16 protein-coding genes are annotated in these 18,916 nt (G+C 65.2%); all 16 read left to right on the top strand.

All coding sequences use genetic code 11. The annotated features are described in order from the left end of the window. Nucleotides 1-3: 3 nt before the first annotated feature. Nucleotides 4-1,470 (top strand): UDP-N-acetylmuramoyl-tripeptide--D-alanyl-D-alanine ligase, encoded by a 1,467-nt coding sequence (locus tag ASG77_RS05575; protein ID WP_056342246.1) that lies wholly within the window; start codon nt 4-6, stop codon nt 1,468-1,470. Further along, nucleotides 1,467-2,576 (top strand): phospho-N-acetylmuramoyl-pentapeptide-transferase, encoded by a 1,110-nt coding sequence (mraY, locus tag ASG77_RS05570; RefSeq protein ID WP_056342244.1) that lies wholly within the window; start codon nt 1,467-1,469, stop codon nt 2,574-2,576. The genes ASG77_RS05575 and mraY overlap by 4 nt, the downstream gene beginning before the upstream one ends. Beyond that, on the top strand, nt 2,558-4,135 hold the full coding sequence (gene murD / locus ASG77_RS05565) for a UDP-N-acetylmuramoyl-L-alanine--D-glutamate ligase (protein WP_056342241.1): 1,578 nt from the start codon (nt 2,558-2,560) through the stop codon (nt 4,133-4,135). The genes mraY and murD overlap by 19 nt, the downstream gene beginning before the upstream one ends. A 2-nt stretch (nt 4,136-4,137) precedes the next feature. After that, complete coding sequence (gene ftsW, locus ASG77_RS05560) at nt 4,138-5,526, top strand: putative lipid II flippase FtsW (protein ID WP_082575859.1); 1,389 nt, start codon at nt 4,138-4,140, stop codon at nt 5,524-5,526. Nucleotides 5,527-5,532: 6 nt separating this feature from the next. Further along, the gene (gene murG / locus ASG77_RS05555) at nt 5,533-6,633 is read left to right on the top strand and encodes an undecaprenyldiphospho-muramoylpentapeptide beta-N-acetylglucosaminyltransferase (RefSeq protein WP_056342238.1); all 1,101 of its coding nucleotides are present in this window, start codon (nt 5,533-5,535) and stop codon (nt 6,631-6,633) included. Then, nucleotides 6,630-8,006: a UDP-N-acetylmuramate--L-alanine ligase gene (murC, locus tag ASG77_RS05550; protein ID WP_056342235.1), complete on the top strand. Its 1,377-nt coding sequence runs from the start codon at nt 6,630-6,632 to the stop codon at nt 8,004-8,006. Before murG ends, murC begins: the two co-directional genes overlap by 4 nt. Next, complete coding sequence (locus tag ASG77_RS05545) at nt 7,999-8,952, top strand: cell division protein FtsQ/DivIB (protein ID WP_056342231.1); 954 nt, start codon at nt 7,999-8,001, stop codon at nt 8,950-8,952. The genes murC and ASG77_RS05545 overlap by 8 nt, the downstream gene beginning before the upstream one ends. 187 nt (nt 8,953-9,139) lie before the next feature. Then, complete coding sequence (gene ftsZ, locus ASG77_RS05540; protein ID WP_056342228.1) at nt 9,140-10,372, top strand: cell division protein FtsZ; 1,233 nt, start codon at nt 9,140-9,142, stop codon at nt 10,370-10,372. Nucleotides 10,373-10,380: 8 nt separating this feature from the next. Then, nucleotides 10,381-11,070, top strand: coding sequence for a polyphenol oxidase family protein (locus tag ASG77_RS05535; RefSeq protein ID WP_056342225.1), 690 nt, complete (start codon nt 10,381-10,383; stop codon nt 11,068-11,070). Further along, nucleotides 11,063-11,803, top strand: a complete 741-nt coding sequence (locus ASG77_RS05530) for a YggS family pyridoxal phosphate-dependent enzyme (protein ID WP_056342222.1) — start codon at nt 11,063-11,065, stop codon at nt 11,801-11,803. Before ASG77_RS05535 ends, ASG77_RS05530 begins: the two co-directional genes overlap by 8 nt. Before the next feature lie 88 nt (nt 11,804-11,891). Next, on the top strand, nt 11,892-12,422 hold the full coding sequence (locus ASG77_RS05525; RefSeq protein ID WP_056342219.1) for a cell division protein SepF: 531 nt from the start codon (nt 11,892-11,894) through the stop codon (nt 12,420-12,422). Between the two features lie 120 nt (nt 12,423-12,542). Then, on the top strand, nt 12,543-12,830 hold the full coding sequence (locus tag ASG77_RS05520; protein ID WP_056342216.1) for a YggT family protein: 288 nt from the start codon (nt 12,543-12,545) through the stop codon (nt 12,828-12,830). A 177-nt stretch (nt 12,831-13,007) separates the two neighbouring features. Then, on the top strand, nt 13,008-13,703 hold the full coding sequence (locus ASG77_RS05515; protein ID WP_056342212.1) for a DivIVA domain-containing protein: 696 nt from the start codon (nt 13,008-13,010) through the stop codon (nt 13,701-13,703). A gap of 93 nt (nt 13,704-13,796) precedes the next feature. Continuing rightward, on the top strand, nt 13,797-14,387 hold the full coding sequence (gene lspA / locus ASG77_RS05510) for a signal peptidase II (protein ID WP_056342209.1): 591 nt from the start codon (nt 13,797-13,799) through the stop codon (nt 14,385-14,387). Next, nucleotides 14,380-15,306: an RluA family pseudouridine synthase gene (locus ASG77_RS05505; RefSeq protein WP_056342205.1), complete on the top strand. Its 927-nt coding sequence runs from the start codon at nt 14,380-14,382 to the stop codon at nt 15,304-15,306. The genes lspA and ASG77_RS05505 overlap by 8 nt, the downstream gene beginning before the upstream one ends. Before the next feature lie 50 nt (nt 15,307-15,356). Further along, nucleotides 15,357-18,914 carry a DNA polymerase III subunit alpha gene (dnaE, locus tag ASG77_RS05500; RefSeq protein ID WP_056342202.1) on the top strand — a complete coding sequence of 1,186 codons (3,558 nt, stop codon included), beginning with the start codon at nt 15,357-15,359 and terminating at the stop codon, nt 18,912-18,914. Nucleotides 18,915-18,916: the final 2 nt, after the last annotated feature.

Below are 18,916 nucleotides of genomic sequence, written 5' to 3'. Positions count from 1 at the left end.
GAGATGATTGCACTTACTGCGGCGGAAATCGCCGATATCACACACGGACGCCTGGACGCCGATCCGGGGATCACGCCCCTTTCGGTGGTCACCGATTCGCGCGAGGCTGCCGCCGGGTCGCTGTACGTGGCGAAACCTGGCGAGCACGCTGATGGCCACGACTTCGTTGCCGCCGCCTTCAGCCGCGGTGCGGTGCTGGTCCTCGCCGAGCGCCCCGTAGCGGGCCCGGACGGCATCAACTATCCGGCCGTCCTGGTAGAGGATGCCGTGCTGGCCATGGGGGCGCTGGCCGCCGAAGCGGTCCGTCGGATCCGTCTGGCCCGGTCTGCCGCAGGCGACGCCCTGACCGTCATCGGGATCACCGGTTCTGCCGGGAAGACCACCACGAAGGACCTCCTCGCCGGCATCCTCACCCAGCAGGGTGCCACCGTTGCCCCGCAGGGGTCCTACAACGGCGAGGTGGGCGTACCGCTCACCGTCTTCCGCGCCGACACCCAAACGCGGTACCTGGTGATCGAGATGGGCGCCACGGGCATCGGGCACATCCGCTACCTGGCCGACATGGTGAGGCCTGACATCGGCGTCGTCCTCGGCATCGGCACTGCCCACGCCGGGGAGTTCGGTGGCGTGGAAAACATTGCCCAGGCCAAGGGTGAACTGGTGGAGGCCCTCGCCGCCGGCGGCACCGCGGTCATCAACCTCGACGACGACCGCGTCGCTGCCATGCGCAGCCGCACCGGCGCCACAGTGCTGGGCTTCTCGGCCGAAGGACGCCCGGACGCGACCGTTCGGGCCGAGAATCCGGACACAAACGCTGAGGGCAACCCGGAATTCGAGCTCGTCCTGCCCGGCGCCGAAACAGGCCTGCACGTCAGCAGTCGCCTCATCGGCGCCCACCACACCGGCAACCTCCTCGCCGCAGCAGCGGCCGCGCACGCGGCCGGAGTGTCCGGCAAGGACATCGCCGTATCGCTGAGCACACAGTCAGCAGCCAGCCGTTGGCGGATGGAACGCACTGAACGTGCTGACGGCGTGACCATCATCAACGACGCCTACAACGCGAACCCGGAGTCCATGCGGGCGGCCCTGCGCACGCTGGCCGACCTTGGCCGCGGACGGCGCACCTGGGCCGTCCTGGGCGCCATGCTGGAACTGGGACCTGATTCGATCCGTGAACACACCATTGTGGGCACCCAGGTGGTCCGCCTGAACATTTCCCGGCTGGTCGTCGTCGGCCTCGAAGCCCGCGCACTATACGTTTCCGCCGTCCAGGAGGGTTCCTGGGGCGACGAATGCGTCTTTGCCGAAACCGCCGAGGACGCCTATGCGCTCCTGAACGCCGAGCTTGAGCCCGGCGACCTGGTGCTTTTCAAGTCGTCCAACAGCGTTGGACTGCGGCACCTGGGCGATCGGATAGCATTACCCCCACAATCCACGGAACCCACCGATGAAGGGAGCGAGCTGCTGTGATTGCACTACTGATCGGCGCAGGACTTGCCCTGCTGTTTGCCTTGGTGGGAACGCCGCTGTTTATCCGCTTGCTTGTCCGCAAGAGCTACGGCCAATTCATCCGTGATGACGGACCCACATCCCACCACACCAAACGCGGTACGCCCACCATGGGCGGCACCGTGGTGGTGGGCGCGGTCCTGCTCAGCTACGGGCTGACCCACCTGATTATGTGGATGATGAACCCGGACTCGGCAGGCCCCTCCGCCTCGGCCCTGATCCTGCTCTTCCTGATGGTCGGCATGGGGTTGGTGGGCTTCCTGGACGATTTCATCAAGATCTCCCGCCAGCGGAGCCTTGGCCTTGACGCGAAGGCGAAGCTCATCCTCCAGGCCGCGGTAGGCATAGCCTTCGCCATCCTGGCACTGAACTTTCCCGACCCGGACGGCCTGACGCCGGCCTCGACCAAAATCTCCCTGGTCCGCGACATTCCCTGGCTGGACCTGGCCTTCGCCGGCACGGTGGTCGGCGCAATCCTCTTTGTCCTCTGGTCCAACCTGATCGTCACGGCGGCGACCAACGGCGTGAACCTGACGGACGGCCTGGACGGTCTCGCTGCCGGTGCCTCGGTCATGGTCTTCGGTGCCTACACGCTGATGGGCATCTGGCAGAACAACCAGGCCTGCGGGTCGCCGCGGGAAGCCGGCAGCGGCTGCTACTCCGTCCGCGACCCCCTGGACCTGGCGCTCCTGGCAGCCATCCTGAGCGCCGCCCTCGTGGGATTCCTCTGGTGGAACACCTCCCCGGCCAAGATTTTCATGGGTGACACCGGGTCATTGGCCATCGGCGGCGCGATCGCCGGCTTCGCCATCCTGTCGCGGACGGAACTGCTGCTGGGAATCATCGGCGGCCTGTTCGTCCTGATTACCCTGTCCGTGATCATCCAGGTGGGCTACTTCAAAGCCACCGGCGGTAAACGCGTTTTCAAGATGGCACCGCTGCAGCACCACTTCGAACTCAAGGGCTGGGCAGAAGTCACGGTGGTGGTCCGGTTCTGGATCCTGGGCGGTCTCTTCGTGGCCGTGGGCCTGGGTGTCTTCTACGCTGAATGGGTTGTGCTCCTGTGACTGTTTCTCCCCGCCTGCAAGACCTGGTCAGTTGGGATTCTGACTGGGCAGGGCTGCGCGTTGCAGTCACCGGCATCGGTGTGTCCGGGTTCGCCGCGGCAGATACCCTCATCGAACTCGGTGCCCGGGTGGTGGTGGTTGATGCCGCCACGTCCGAGACAGCTAAGGCACATGCCGACACCCTGAAGATCGTCGGCGCCGTGGACGTGCTCCTGGGCGAGGAAGCCGTCAACAGGATCCCCAAGATCGATGGCAGCTTCCCCGACCTCATCGTGACCTCCCCGGGTTGGCGGCCTGACCAGGCGCTCCTGGCGGCCGCTGCGCGCGCCCACATTCCGGTCTGGGGCGACGTCGAGCTTGCCTGGCGCCTGCGGGTCCGGGCCGGGCACAAGACCGCTGACTGGCTGACCATCACCGGCACCAACGGCAAGACCACCACGGTGGGCCTGACGGCGTCGATGCTGCAGGCCGCCGGCCTGAAGGCCATCGCGGTCGGCAATGTGGGCACCCCCATCCTGGACGCCCTCCGCGACCCCGTGGAGTACGACGTCTTCGCGGTTGAACTTTCCAGCTTCCAGCTGCATTGGGCTGAAACGCTGTCGCCGGTGGCCAGCGTCTGCCTGAACGTGGCTGAGGATCACGTTGACTGGCACGGTTCCTACAATTCCTACCTCGCGGACAAAGCCAAGGTCTATGCGCGGACCCAGAAGGCCTGCATCTTCAATGCGGAACAGATCGAGACCGAACGGATGGTTGAGGACGCGGACGTTGTGGAGGGCTGCCGGGCCGTCGGCTTCACCACACTAACGCCGTCCATCAGCATGCTCGGCGTGGTGGAGGGCCTGCTCGTGGACCGCGCGTTTATCGAGGAACGCAGGGACAGCGCCGCCGAGCTGGCTTCGATGACCGACCTGGGGCAGTTTGCGCCCCGGCACATGGTGGCGAACGCCCTTGCGGCTGCAGCCCTGGTCCGGGCTTACGGTGTGGATGCGAAGGCCGTGCGCCAGGGCATCCAGGACTGCGTGCCGGGGAACCACCGCATCCAGCCGGTCGCCAAGCAGAACGGCGTGCTCTGGGTCAACGATTCCAAGGCCACCAACCCGCACGCAGCAGCCGCGTCACTGGCCACCTTTGAAAACGTCATCTGGATCGCCGGCGGCCTGTCCAAGGGCGTCAGCTACGACCACCTGGTCCGGGACCACGCCGCCCGGCTCAAGGCTGTGGTACTCATCGGTACGGACACCGCCGCGCTTGCGGAGGCCTTGCAGCGACACGCGCCGGATGTCCCCGTGATCACGACGCCGCCGGGCGACACTGAAAATATGCAGACTGCCGCAACGGGCGGAGCCACCACGGACAGCTCGCCGGATTCCGGTGCGGCCGTGATGTTCCGGGCCGTTGCGTCAGCGGCGCAGCTGGCGGCATCCGGCGACACCGTGCTGATGGCCCCGGCAGCTGCTTCCATGGATCAGTTCTCTTCCTATGCTCACCGCGGCGACGCCTTTATTGAAGCTGTCCGCGAGCTGGTGGAAGGGCAGGCCCAGACCGGCGAGGAGTAACAATGGTCAGCACGCCCACCCGGTCGCCGGCCTCCCGGCCGCGCGCCGGGAAACCCGCTTCTCCCGTAAAGTCCACTATCACCCTGCCGGACCGGATCCGGGACTGGTACCAGGCCTTCTGGTCCACGCTGGAAGGAACCGGCACCTCCAAGAACGGCTCAACGTATTACCTGATCCTTGGTTCCACGCTGGCCCTGACCGCCATCGGCATCATGATGGTGTTGTCGGCCTCCAGCGTCGAATCCATCGCTGCCGGAAAATCGCCCTACGGCGACGCCCTCAAGCAGGGAATGTTCGCCGCCATCGGCATTTTCACCATGTTTGTCCTCTCGCGCATCAACGTGGTCTGGCTGAAGCGCCTGGCCTGGCCGGGGCTGGGCGGGGCCCTTGTCCTCCTGGTCCTGGTGCAGCTGATCGGTGACGAAGTTAACGGCAACAAGAACTGGATCGACCTTGGCGGCATCACCTTCCAGCCGTCCGAGGCGTCCAAGCTGACTCTGGCGCTGTGGATGGCCACGGTCCTGGCCAGGAAAGGGAAGCTGCTGCGCCGCTGGCCCCACGTGCTGATCCCGGCCGTGCCGCTGGCGGGTGGGGTCATCGGCCTGGTCCTGCTGGGCAATGACCTGGGCACGGCCATGATCATCATGATGATCACTGCTGCCGCCCTCTTCTTCGCCGGCGTGCCGCTGTACCTGTTCGGTTTCGCCGCCCTGGCCGCGGCGGCCGGCACGGCCGTCATGGCCATCACCAGCTCAAACCGCATGTGCCGCATCACATCGTGGTGGACAGGCCAGTCCTGTGCCGACGGCATTGACGCCAACTACCAGGCCACCAACGGGCTCTACGGGCTCGCGTCCGGGGGCTGGTTCGGCGTTGGCCTCGGCCAAAGCCGGCAGAAGTACAGCTGGATCCCGGAAGCCCATAACGACTTCATCTTCGCCATCATCGGCGAGGAACTCGGCCTGGTGGGCACCGTCGTCGTGCTTGTCCTTTTCGCCATCCTCGGCGCCGCCATCTACCGCGTAGTGGTGGCGCAGGAGGACATGTTCCACCGGGTGCTGGCCGGCACCATCATGGTGTGGCTGCTGGGGCAGGCCACGGTCAACATGGCCGTGGTGACAGGGCTGATGCCTGTGATCGGCGTGCCGCTGCCGTTCATTTCCTACGGCGGTTCGGCATTGCTGATGTCGCTCTGCGCCGTGGGGGTGGTGCTCTCGCTCGCCCGCGAACAGATGGCGCCTGCCCTCCGGCCGAAGAAACTGCTCAAATTCGGCGCCAAGAAGGCCGGGGGAGCCGCTGGCCGCAAACCTGCTGGCCGGAAAACCGCCGGCACGACAACCGTTGCCCGCAAAACCGCCAGCCCCACAACAACCGCAAGAAAGCGTACGTAGCACCAGATGACTTCCCAGAACCTGTCCATTGTCCTGGCGGGCGGCGGAACCGCCGGCCACATCAGCCCCCTGCTGGCCATCGCGGCCGCCCTGCGTGCCGCCGCGCCCGGCGCCAGGCTGCTCGCCGTTGGCACCCCCGCCGGCATGGAAACCCGGCTGGTGCCCGCCGCCGGCCTGGACCTGGCAACCATCGACCGCGTGCCGTTTCCGCGGAAACCTTCCATTGACCTGCTCAGGCTGCCCGCACGGCTGGCCGGGGCGGTCAGGCAGTCCGGACGCATCCTCGACGACGCCTCGGCCGACGTCCTGGTGGGCGTCGGCGGCTACGTCTGCACACCCCTGTACCTCGCCGCCCGGCGCCGGGGAATCCCCATCGTGATCCATGAGGCCAATACCAGGCCCGGCCTGGCCAACCGGGTGGGATCGTTCCTGACCCGTCACGTGGCCACCGCCTTCGACACCACGCGCCTGCGTCACGCCCGCCATGTCGGCATGCCCATGCGGACCGAAATCTCCAGCCTGGACCGGAACGCTGCCCGCGCCGCCGCGCGCGAAGAACTCGGCCTGGATCCCACCACTCCCACGCTGATTGTGACCGGCGGTTCCTCCGGCGCCCAGAGCATCAACCGCGCAGTCGCAACCGCCGTCCAGGACCTTGGCGCGGCGGGAATCCAGACGCTCCACATCACCGGCCGCGGCAAGATGGTTTTGGGACCCGACGGCGGCCCGCTCGCCGCACCGGGCTACCGGCAGGTGGAGTACGTGGACGGCATGGAACGGGTGTACGCCGCCGCGGACGTGCTGCTGGCGCGGTCCGGCGCAGCCACGGTCTGCGAAGTGGCCGCCGTGGGAGTGCCGGCAGTGTTTGTCCCGCTGCCCATCGGCAACGGCGAGCAGGCGCTCAACGCGGCGGGGCTCGTGAACGCCGGTGGCGCACTCCTGGTCCAGGACAAGGACTTCACCGCGCAGTGGGTGGCGGGCCAGCTCATCCCCCTGGTCACCGACCCCGGCCGCCTGGCCACCATGGCCGCCAGCTCGCGCCGCCTTGGCATCAGAAACGCCGATCAGCGCATGGCTGATCTTGTCCTGGAAGCGGTATCCGCATGATCCCCGCAAGCATCCGCAGCCAGGAGTCCCTGGGCCGCGTCCATTTCATCGGCATCGGCGGCGTGGGAATGTCCGCCGTGGCCCGCATCATGGTGGCCCGCGGCGTCGCCGTCAGCGGATCGGATGCCAAGGACCTTCCGGTGATGGCGGAGCTGGCCGCCGCCGGCGCGAGGATCGCCGTCGGATACGCCGCCGCCAACCTGGGCAATGCCCAGACCGTGGTGGCCGGCTCGGCGATCCGTGCGGACAACCCCGAACTGGTGGCCGCGCGTGCGGCCGGCCTGCCCGTGCTGCACCGCTCGGAGGCCCTCGCGGCCACCATGGGGGACGACCTCGTGGTGACCGTGGCAGGCACCCACGGCAAGTCCACCACCACCTCCATGATCACCGTCCTGCTCCAGGGCGCCGGGATGGATCCGTCGTTTGCCATCGGCGCCAACGTCCCTGCGCTCGGCGTCAATGCCGCCCACGGCACGTCAGGGGTCTTTGTGGCCGAAGCGGACGAGTCCGACGGCTCCTTCCTGAACTACCGGCCAAAGATAGCCGTGGTCACCAACGTCGAACCCGATCACCTGGACCACTACGGCACCGCCGAGGCCGTCTACGAGTCCTTCGACCGCTTCACGGCGCTGCTTCCGGCCGACGGCGTCCTGATTGCCTGCGCTGACGATGCCGGCGCCGCAGCCCTGGCAGAGCGCACGCTCGCCCGCGGCAACACCCGGGTGGTGCTGTACGGCACCTCGGACGGGTCGGACCTGGTGCTGCACGACGGCGGCCCCGGGGACGTGGCGGTCTCCTCACCCGCCGGACGGTTCGCCCTGGACCTGCAGGTCCCGGGCAGGCACAACGCGCTGAACGCTGCCGCCGCCGTCGCCGTCGCGCTGGAGCTGGGCGTCGACGCCGAAGCTGCCGCGCGTGCCCTGGCGCACTTCTCGGGCGCTTCCCGGCGCTTTGAACTGAAAGGGGAGTCGCGCGGCGTGCGCGTCTATGACGACTATGCCCACCACCCCACCGAGGTCCGAGCCGCACTGACGGCTGCACGGTCCGTCGCCGGCGGGCACCGCGTCCATGTTTTGTTCCAGCCGCACCTGTTCTCCCGCACCAGGGAGTTTGCCAGGGAGTTCGCAGACGCGCTGAACCTGGCAGACACCGCCCTGGTCCTGGACATATACCCCGCGCGCGAAGATCCCATCCCAGGAGTCAGCAGCCAGCTCATCGCCGAGCACCTGTCACCCAACGGACGCCTGGTGGAGCCGGGCGGGGCGGTTGCAGCCCTTATGGACGCCGCCGGGCCCGGCGACATCATCCTGACCGTCGGGGCAGGGGATGTCACGGCCTTCGGACCGCAGATCGTGCAGGCCCTCGGTGGGTAGTCCGCGCCGGCCCACCTACGCTTCACCGGGCAGGCGGCAGCCTTCCGCGCCGGCGGAACCGGAGGTCATCTCGGCCTCCAAACGCGCTCCCGAAGCGGACACCCCGTCTTTGTCCGGTCGCAAAAATGCGAAGGACGCCGGCCGCAAGCGGCCAGCGGACAAGGCATCAGCGGGCAAGGCGCCGGCAGACAAGGCACCAGCGGGCAAGGCGCCGGCGGGCACCGATAATGTGCTGGCCTTCCCGGAGCCGCCCGGAAAACGCCTCAAGCGGAACATCACGGTGACCCTGGGCACTGTCCTGGCGTTGGTCTGCGCGCTGCTGGCCGCCGCAATCTTTTCGCCGGTACTCGCCGTAGGCACAGTATCGGTGTCCGGGACCCGGCTCGTCACGACAGAACAGGTCCAGGCCGCACTGGAACCCCTGAAGGGCAAACCCCTGCCCCAGATCAGCGATGAGGAGGTCAGCCGCCTCCTGGCGCCCCTCGTCCAGATCAAGTCCGCCTCAACCCAAGCGCGGCCGCCGTCCGGGTTAGTGGTCCAGGTGCTGGAGCGGGTGCCGGTGGCCCTGGTCAAGCAGGGGGAGCAGTACCAGTTGGTGGATGTGGAAGGTGTGGTGTTGGCCAGCCCCGCGGACCCGGCCGCGGTTTCCCTGCCCGTGATCGACGGCGGCGCCGGAGCAATCGGCAAGGACCTCTTCCAGGCCACCGCAGCGGTCCTCGGTGCACTCCCGCTGGACGTGCTGTCGAGGCTGTCCAACGCGTCCGCGAAGTCCGTGGACGCCGTGGAGCTCAAATTGGTGGACGGCCAGACCATCATTTGGGGGAATGCGGGGGAGAAGGAGCTCAAGGCCAAGGTGCTTGAAGCCTTGCTCAAGGTTCCCGCGGACCCGAAGAACCCCGTCCATGTGTACGATGTGAGCGCCCCCCGGCATCCGGTGACGCGCTGAACGCTTTATTTACCCGGTATTCCCGCGACACGCGGCTCCGGTTATTGAATGTCTGAACCATAGGAAATAGCGTTCCAGACATGAGTTACTTGACATAACTATAACCTTCAACTCGAAGGTTAAGGTTCGAAGCTTCAAGCCCGACTCCACAGTTTTCGCAATAGGACACGAACAAGGGACACGTAACGTGGCAGCTCCGCAGAATTACTTGGCCGTCATCAAGGTCGTCGGCATCGGCGGCGGTGGCGTGAACGCAGTCAACCGCATGATCGAGGTCGGTCTTCGCGGCGTCGAGTTCATCGCGGTCAACACCGATGCGCAGGCATTGTTGATGAGCGATGCAGACGTCAAGCTCGACATCGGGCGTGAGCTGACTCGCGGCCTGGGAGCCGGTGCGAACCCTGAGGTCGGCAGGCAGGCGGCCGAGGACCACGCCGAGGAAATCGAAGAGGTCATCCGCGGCGCGGACATGGTCTTTGTCACCGCCGGCGAAGGCGGCGGCACCGGTACCGGCGGCGCGCCCGTCGTGGCCCGAATCGCCCGGTCCCTCGGAGCCCTGACAATCGGTGTGGTGACCCGCCCGTTCACGTTCGAGGGCCGCCGTCGTGCTGGTTCTGCGGAGGCGGGCATCGACGCCCTCCGCGACGAAGTGGACACCCTGATCGTGATCCCGAACGACAGGCTTTTGTCCATCAGCGACCGCAACGTCTCCGTCCTGGACGCTTTCCGTTCCGCCGACCAGGTCCTGCTGTCCGGTGTCCAGGGCATCACGGACCTCATCACCACCCCCGGCCTCATCAACCTCGACTTCGCGGACGTCAAGTCCGTGATGCAGGGCGCGGGCTCGGCGCTGATGGGTATCGGCTCCGCCCGCGGTGAAGACCGTGCGGTGAAGGCTGCTGAGCTCGCCATTGCGTCACCGCTGCTGGAAGCCTCCATTGACGGCGCCCATGGTGTCCTGCTCTCCATCCAGGGCGGTTCAGATCTCGGCCTCTTCGAAATCAATGAAGCTGCCCGCCTGGTCCAGGAAGTGGCCCACCCCGAAGCCAACATCATCTTCGGTGCCGTGATTGACGATGCCCTCGGTGACGAGGCCCGTGTCACAGTCATCGCCGCCGGTTTCGACGACGTCAAGGCCACCTCGCCCTCCATGGACCAGTCGCAGCCGCAGGTTGCCCCGCAGCGGCCCGCCGCGGCACCCGCGCCGGCCCAGGCACCCACTTCCGGTGGCAGCCACCAGCACAGCCTCCAGCCCGTTCACGCAGGCGTCGGTGCGTCTGGCCTCAGCAACTGGGGCCAGCAGCGCCCGTCGGCGGTCCCCGCCGACTCAGGTTTCGACGTCGACCTGCCCTCAGTTGTGGAGCCGGACCTCTCGGGGAACCGTGCCGATGACCTGGATGTCCCCGACTTCCTGAAGTAGGGCCAGGGTTGTTCTATTGGCGGGCCGAAGTGTTTGCTGGCGTGAGTGTGGCGTTTACAGACACCCAGGCCGGCAATCTCGCCCTGCACGTCGGGGACAACGCCGTTGACGTTCTCCAGCGCCGCGAGGCGTTGGAGGACGCGGCCGGCATGGCCCGTGGTTCCCTCCGGTTCATGGAGCAGGTCCACGGCACTGCCGTTGAAATGATGGAGCCGGCCACTCCTGCGCCGACCGCCGATGCCATGGTGTCGCGAGGACTGCCGCTGGCGGTCATGGTGGCCGACTGCATCCCGGCGGTGCTCGTAGGGCAGGGACCGGACGGTCGGGTCCTCGCCGCCGTGCACGCAGGCCGCCCGGGGATAGAAAACGGAATTCTCCCGGCGGCGGTGGAGCGGATGCGCTCAGCCGGGGCCACCGGCATCCGCGCCTGGCTCGGGCCGTCAATCTGCGGACGTTGCTATGAAGTGCCCGCCGACCTGCGCGCCCAGGTGGCAGCGCAGGTCCCGGCGACGTGGGCTGCCACGTCCTGGGGCACGCCCGCACTGGATCTCCCGGCAGGGGCGAAGAGCCAACTTGAAGCTGCCGGCGTCGTCATCGAATATGCGGGTCCGTGCACGCTTGAAAACGAAGTGCTTTTCTCTTACCGCAGGTCCAACACCACCGGGCGCTTCGCGGGACTGGTGTGGTCGCATGAATGAGGGCACTGTGGAGGACAACGCCGAACGGACGGCTGATCTGGCGGAGCGCCTCGCCGCCGTGCAGCGTCGTATTGATGCGGCCGTCCACGATGCAGGCCGGGCGGGGGAAGTGCCCACGCTGATTGTGGTCACCAAGTTCCATCCGGCAGCCGACATCAGGCGCCTGGCTGCCCTCGGCGTCCGCGACGTCGGAGAGAACCGGGATCAGGAGGCCTCCTCGAAGGCGGCCGAACTGGCAGGCCTCGGACTCAACTGGCACTTCGTCGGGCAGCTGCAGAGCAAAAAAGCGAAATCCGTGGTGAAGTATGCCCATGCGCTCCATTCCGTGGACCGGCTGGCCCTGGTTGATGGCCTCGAGCGTGCCATCGCCGCGGAACAGGAGCGGACGGGCCGGGGAGCCCTGGACTGCTTCATCCAGGTCAGCCTCGACGACGACGCCGGCGCGCATCGCGGCGGCGTGGCCGCGGCGGAGGTACCACTCCTGGCCGAGCGGCTGGCGGCTGCGGCAGGACTGGAACTGGCGGGCGTTATGGCTGTCGCCCCGTTGGGCACCAGTCCTGAGGCGGCGTTTGAAAAGCTGGCAGCCATCTCGGCGGCCTTGGTAGCCGAGCATCCCGGCGCAACCGCCATCTCGGCGGGCATGAGCCAGGACCTGGAAGCGGCCATCCGTTTCGGTGCGACACACCTGCGAATCGGTTCCGATATTCTCGGATCGCGTCCTGACGTGGGGTAGCGTCGAACCCATAGGAAGTGAATGGCGGGGGATTCAAGGCTGTCAAGTCATTGGGCGGCCCGCCTACGGACACGATTAGGAGTCGACCATGGCCGGCGCTCTGCGCAAGACAATGATCTATCTTGGGCTCGCCGATGGCGATGAACACTACGAGTCCGAGCACACCACCACACGTAAGGACGAGGACGATTCGATGGAAGTTGACCGCGAGGAACGCCGTGCACCGGCACCCGTCCGCGACGTCAGCCGCGAGTCATCACACGCCCCCGAAGAGGAATACCGCGCACCAGTGACCCCCATCAAGCGTGCGGCCTCAAGCCGCGAAGAACCGTCCGGGCTTCGGCAGATCACCACGATCCACCCGCGGTCCTACAACGACGCCAAGCTCATCGGTGAGAGTTTCCGGGACGGCATCCCCGTCATCATGAACGTCACCGACATGGGTGAAGCGGACGCCAAGCGTCTCGTTGACTTCTCGGCCGGCCTGGTTTTTGGTCTCAGGGGCAGCATCGAACGCGTCACCAACAAGGTTTTCCTGCTGTCACCGTCGTACATTGAGGTCATTGGCGATGACAAGAAGGTCAGCGAGACCCAGGCCAGCTTCTTCAATCAAAGTTAGCCCTGAGCTTATTCCGGATGCCAGACAGGTACACCTGTCTGGCATCTGTGCTGAAATAGACAAGAAACATTGGCAGGGCACCGCGGTATCCGGAATGGACATGGAGATATGAGTTAAGTCATGGGAATTGTTTTCGGACTTGTCTATATCGCCCTTTTGCTGTTTTTCGTGGCGCTGATCATCCGGCTGGTCTTTGACTGGGTTCAGATGTTTGCCAGGGAATGGCGTCCGCGTGGTGTTGCCCTCGTGGTGGCCCACACGGTGTACTCGATCACCGATCCGCCCCTCAAGGGGCTCCGGAGGCTGATCCCGCCGTTGAGGCTCGGCGGGGTGACTTTGGACCTCGGGTTTCTGGTCCTGTTCATCGCCGTCAGCATCGCGATGGCGGTCACCAGGGGTTTCGCGTAATCTTCGACAAGACCTAGCGGCGCAGGCGAAGTTCCTGGAATTGGAACTCGCTCTGAACCGCGAAGAAATCTCCGGTTTGACACCCAGTGTTGAATTAGAGGAACCAGACAATATTTAGGTACCGTAGTTTTGACGGCCGGAAGGCCTACTGACTAACTAGACCAATGAGGTGACCAGATGGCTTTGACGCCAGAAGACGTTGTCAACAAGCGCTTTCAGCCGACCAAGTTCCGCGAAGGCTACGACCAGGATGAAGTTGATGACTTCCTGGACGAGATCGTTGTGGAACTCAGGCGCCTGAACCAGGAGAACGACGAGCTCCGCAAGAAGCTTGCAGAATCAGGTTCCGGTGTGCCGGCCAGCTCCGCTGCGTCCGCCCCGGTGGTCGAGAAGGTTCCCGCACCCGTCAAGGCTGACAAGGTTGAGACCCCGGCTAAGGCCGAGGTCGAGGCGAAAGCTCCCGACGCCGCCAAGAAGAAGGAAGCCGAGCCGGCAGCATCTGTTGCAGCCGTCCCGGCTGCTGCGCCCACCGCAGCCAACGGAAGCACGGTTTCAGCCGAGTCCGCTGCCGGCCTGCTCGCCATGGCACAGCAGATGCACGACCGTCACGTCGCCGACGGTCAGTCCCAGAAGGACAAGATCATCGCAGAGGCCCAGATCGAGGCCAGCAGCCTGGTCAACGATGCCCAGGAGAAGTCCCGGAAGATCCTCGGTGCCCTCGAGCAGCAGCGCTCCGTCCTGGAACGCAAGGTAGAGCAACTCCGCGGCTTCGAACGCGACTACCGCTCACGCCTGAAGGCCTACATTGAAGGCCAGCTGCGCGACCTTGACGCCCGCGGTTCCGTGGCGGCACCTGAGGTTGAAGCGAACTAGTTCGTCAAGCACGTATTCTGAGAACCGGTGGCTGAGGATTCCTCGGCCGCCGGTTTTTGGGATTTAACATCGGTTTTACAAAATGAAAGCACCATGACTGACCACCTCGCCGCTGACGCCGCAAACCCTTCTCCTTCATCGGCCCGCCCCCGGCGGGCACTCCTGCTCTCGCTCTTCGCCGGTTTTGCGGTCTTCGCGTACGTCCTGGACCAGCTGACAAAACTCTGGGTGACATCCTCGATGGTGGAGGGTGAACGCATCCCGGTGCTTCCGCCGCTCCTGCACTGGTACTTCATCCGCAATTCCGGCGCCGCATTTTCGATCGGGGAAAATGTCACGTGGGTGTTCTCCATCATCATGGCCGGCGTCTCCATCGCCATCCTGTTCCAGGTGCGCAAGCTGGGCTCGGCCTGGTGGTCGCTGGCACTGGGTCTGCTCCTGGGCGGGGCCCTGGGCAACCTGACTGACAGGCTCTTCCGGGAGCCCTCGTTCGGCATGGGGCACGTGGTGGACTTCATCCAGCTGCCCAATTTTGCGATCTTCAACATCGCCGACTCCGCGGTGGTCTCAGCGGTGGCCATCATTTGTATCCTCACGCTTAAGGGGATCGCCCTTGACGGTTCACGCCACGTCGCGGCGCCACGGAAAGAGGCGGCACAGCCGAAGGACACGGACGGTGTCTGAGCGTGTGGTGGTCGCCGACGAATTCGGCGGAACGCGGGCGGACGCAGGGCTCGCCAAGCTGATGGGGATTTCCCGGTCAATGGCCGCGACCCTCATTGCTGAAGGCAACGTGGTCAGCCGCGGCAAGAAACTCGGAAAGTCCGCGCGGTTGGTTGCCGGCGATGTCCTGGAAGTGACGGTGCCTGAACGACGGGACCCGCTCGAAGTGGTGGAGGAAGTTGTGGAAGGCCTGAAAATCCTGCTGGACGACGACGAATTTGTCGTTGTGGACAAGCCGGTGGGCGTTGCCGCGCATCCGTCGCCCGGCTGGGTAGGGCCCACCGTGGTCGGCGGTCTCGCCGGAGCCGGCTTCCGGATCTCGACGTCGGGTTCCCCCGAGCGGGTGGGGATCGTGCACCGGCTCGACGTCGGCACGTCCGGGGTGATGGTGGTGGCCAAAACGGAGCGCGCCTATACGGCCCTGAAGCGGGCCTTCAAGGAGCGCACCGTGGAGAAGGTGTACCACGCGGTGGTGCAGGGGCTCCCGGATCCGCTGGAGGGCACTATCGACGCACCAATCGGTCGCCACCCCGGACACGACTGGCGCTTTGCCGTGATCGAAGACGGCCGGCCGTCGATCACGCACTATGAGGTGCTGGAGGCTTTTGGCAAGGCCACGCTGGTGGAGGTGCACCTTGAGACCGGGCGTACACACCAGATCCGTGTCCACTTCTCAGCGCTGCGGCACCCATGCGCCGGAGATCTTACCTACGGGGCGGATCCTCGGCTCGCCGCCACCCTGGGCCTGACCCGGCAATGGCTCCATGCCCGGCAGCTCGGCTTCGACCACCCGGTAACGGGGGAGCGCGTGACCGTTACCAGCGAATACCCGCAGGACCTGGCCTTTGCCCTCGAAGTCCTGGAGTCCGGCGAGGCCTAGCGGCTGGGTCGCTGGGCCGTTGGCGGTCCGCCAGCGCTTAGAATGGTGCGGTGACTTCCAGCAATGCCTCGTTCGTCCATCTCCACAACCACACCGAATACTCCATGTTGGATGGCGCAGCCCGCCTGGGTGAGCTCTTCAACGAGACTGAACGCCTCGGGATGCCGGCCCTGGCCACCACCGACCACGGGTACCTGTTCGGGGCTTTCGATTTCTGGAAGCGCGCCACGGACCAGGGAATCAAGCCGATTATCGGCGTCGAAGCCTACGTCACCCCCGGCACCGCACGGACGGACAAAAGCCGTGTCCGCTGGGGCGAGGAACACCAGCGCAAGGACGACATCTCCGGCGGTGGCTCCTACACCCACATGACGCTGCTGAGCTATAACAACGTGGGCATGCGCAACCTCTTCCGGGCCTCGTCCATTGGCTCGCTGGACGCAGTCTTCGGCAAGTGGCCACGTTTGGACCGTGAGCTCCTGAACACATACTCCGAAGGCCTGATCGCCACTACTGGCTGCCCTTCGGGGGAGGTCCAGACCCGGCTGCGGCTGGGCCAGTACCGCGAGGCCATGGAAGCCGCCTCGGAATTTCGTGACATTTTCGGTGCGGAGAACTATTTCTGCGAACTGATGGACCACGGCCTGGACATTGAACGCCGGGTAACGGGGGACCTGCTGCGGCTGGCCAAGGACCTGAACCTGCCGCTGGTGGCGACCAACGACCTGCATTACACGCACGAACACGACGCCAAGGCGCATGAGGCCCTGCTTGCCATCCAGTCGGGTTCCACGCTGCTGGAGCCATCGTATGACAACGGCGGCTCCCGCTTCGCGTTCTCCGGCAGCGGCTACTACCTCAAATCCCCGCAGGAGATGCGGGAGCTGTTCAGGGACCACCCGGATGCTTGCGACAACACCCTGCTGATCGCCGAGCGCTGCGATGTCTCGTTCAACACCGGTGCTAACTACATGCCGCGGTTCCCGTGCCCGCCTGGCGAGGACGAGACATCCTGGCTGGTCAAGGAAGTTGCCACCGGCCTGGAATACCGGTACCCGGGCGGTGTTCCGGACAAGGTCCGCACCCAGGCTGACTACGAGCTGGAAGTCATCACCTCCATGGGGTTCCCGGGTTACTTCCTGGTGGTGGCCGACTTCATCAACTGGGCGAAGAAGAACGGCATCCGCGTCGGTCCGGGCCGTGGCTCCGGAGCCGGCTCCATGGTGGCGTACGCCATGCGCATCACGGACCTTGATCCGCTCCTGCACGGCCTGATCTTTGAACGGTTCCTCAACCCGGACCGTGTGTCGATGCCTGACTTCGACGTTGACTTCGATGCCCGTCGCCGGTCTGAAGTCATTGACTATGTGACCCGGAAATACGGCGACGAGCGCGTGGCCATGATTGTCACGTACGGCACCATCAAAACCAAGCAGGCGCTGAAGGACTCCTCGCGTGTGCTGGGCTACCCGTTCAGCATGGGGGAGCAGCTGACCAAGGCACTCCCGCCGGCCGTGATGGCCAAGGACATTCCGCTCGCGGACATCCAGAACAAGGACTCAAAGCGTTACAGCGAGGCCGGTGACTTCCGCCAGCTGATCGCGACTGATCCGGAGGCCGCGAAGGTCTTCGAGACGGCTCTCGGCATTGAGGGGCTGAAGCGCCAGTGGGGCGTGCACGCCGCAGGCGTCATTATGTCCTCGGACCCCATCATCGACGTCATCCCGGTCATGCGTCGTATCCAGGACGGCCAGGTGATCACGCAGTTCGACTACCCCACCTGTGAGGGCCTGGGCCTGATCAAGATGGACTTCCTCGGCCTGCGGAACCTGACGATCATTTCCGACGCCCTGGAGAACATCAAGCTCAACCGCGGCCTGGACCTGGACCTGGACAGTCTGGCCCTTGACGACGTCGCGTCCTATGAACTGCTGGCCCGGGGCGACACCCTGGGCGTGTTCCAGCTTGATGGCGGACCCATGCGCTCCCTGCTGAAGCTGATGAAGCCTGACAACTTCGAAGACATCTCCGCCGTGCTGGCGCTCTATCGTCCCGGTCCGATGGGCGCCAACGCGCACACCGACTACGCGTTGCGCAAAAACGGGATCCAGGAAGTCATTCCGATCCATCCCGAACTCAAGGAACCCCTTGCTGAAATCCTCGGCGGAACCTACGGCCTGATCGTCTATCAGGAGCAGGTGATGGCCGTGGCCCAGAAGCTCGCCGGCTATTCCCTCGGGCAGGCAGACATCCTGCGGCGCGCCATGGGTAAAAAGAAGAAATCCGAGCTGGACAAGCAGTTCGCAGGTTTCTCCCAGGGCATGCAGGACAACGGCTATTCCATGGCCGCCGTCAAGACCCTGTGGGACATCCTGCTGCCGTTCTCCGACTACGCCTTCAACAAGGCCCACTCGGCTGCGTATGGCGTGATCTCCTATTGGACCGCCTACCTGAAGGCGCACTTTGCGCCGGAGTACATGGCTGCCCTGCTGACGTCGGTCGGTGACGACAAGGACAAATCGGCAATCTACCTCAACGAATGCCGGCGCATGGGAATCACCGTGCTGCCACCGGATGTGAACGAATCTGCGCTCAACTTCACCCCTGTGGGCACCGACATCCGCTTCGGCATGGGCGCCATCCGCAACGTAGGGGTCAACGCCGTCGAAGCGATGGTGGCCGCGCGCGAAAAGGAAGGCGCGTACACGTCCTTCAAGGACTATCTCATGAAGGTTCCCGCGGTGGTCTGCAACAAGCGGACCATTGAATCCCTGATCAAGGCCGGAGCCTTTGATTCCCTCAACCACCACCGGCGCGCGCTGGCGATGATCCATGAAGAGGCCATCGACTCCGTCATCACCCTCAAGCGAAACGAAGCGATCGGCCAGTTCGACCTCTTCGCCGGTTTCGACGAGGCCGAATCCGAAGCGTCGCTAAGCATCGAGATTCCCGACCTGCCGGAGTGGGAGAAGAAGGACAAGCTCTCGTTTGAGCGGGACATGCTCGGCCTGTATGTTTCAGACCACCCGCTGCAGGGCCTGGAAGGACTCCTCAGCCAGCACGCGGACCAGTCCATCACCTCGATCATCGGCGAAGACGGGCCGCATGACGGCGCCATCATCACCATCTCCGGCATGATCACCTCGCTCAGCCGCAGGATCGCCAAGGCGAGTGGCAACGCCTATGCCCGTGCCGAAATCGAAGACCTCGGCGGTTCGATGGAGGTGATGTTCTTCGGCCAGGTGTACGGCCCCATCGCATCGGTCCTTGCCGAGGACCTGATCGTGGTGGTCAAGGGCCGCCTGCAGCGGCGGGACGACGGTGCCATCGCTTTGAACTGCATGGAACTGTCCGTTCCGGACCTCAGTGAAGGAACCAACGGCCCCGTGCTCATTTCGATGCCCACCCACAAGGCCACCGAGGCTGTTGTCACCGAACTGGGCGATGTCCTGCGGAACCACCGGGGAAACTCGGAAGTCCGGCTGCACCTGCAGGGGGACACCCGGACGGAAGTCATGGGGCTGCCTGTCCATCTCAGGGTCAACCCCAGTCCTTCACTGTTCGGCGACCTGAAGGTGCTGCTGGGCCCAACCTGCCTGGATAACTAGGT

Source organism: Arthrobacter sp. Soil762, assembly GCF_001428335.1.
Lineage (GTDB): Bacteria > Actinomycetota > Actinomycetes > Actinomycetales > Micrococcaceae > Arthrobacter.
The sequence above is the reverse complement of the archived record's forward strand: the minus strand, read 5'-3'. Positions and strand labels throughout refer to the sequence as shown.